Below are 412 nucleotides of genomic sequence, written 5' to 3' on the forward strand. Positions count from 1 at the left end.
GATGGGGCGCTGGGCGCAACGGAGATCACAGATGAACAAACGGGAATTAGAAAGCGCGATTGTCACCGATTTTTCCAAACGCATGAGCTACGGCGACTACCTGTGCCTGGACCAACTGCTGGACTGCCAGCACCCGCTCTCCAACCCGCCGCATCATGATGAAATGCTGTTCGTGATACAGCACCAAACCTCCGAGCTGTGGATGAAGCTGATGCTGCATGAGCTGCAGGCGGCGCTGCGGCTGGTGCAGCAGGACAAACTCAGCCACTGCTTCAAAATCCTGGCGCGCGTCAAACAGATCCAGCGGCTGCTGTTCGAACAGTGGGCGGTGCTGGAAACGCTGACGCCGTCGGAGTACGTCGAGTTTCGCGACGTGCTGGGCAGCTCGTCGGGCTTCCAGTCGCACCAATAT

1 protein-coding gene is annotated in these 412 nt (G+C 58.5%); it reads left to right on the forward strand.

The genetic code is table 11. The features are described from left to right. Positions 1 to 31: 31 nt before the first annotated feature. The coding region (locus KHA85_RS20440; protein WP_236885853.1) for a tryptophan 2,3-dioxygenase family protein at positions 32 to 412 on the forward strand (381 nt) is incomplete at its 3' end.

Source organism: Dietzia massiliensis, from assembly GCF_018390595.1.
GTDB lineage: Bacteria > Actinomycetota > Actinomycetes > Mycobacteriales > Mycobacteriaceae > Dietzia > Dietzia massiliensis.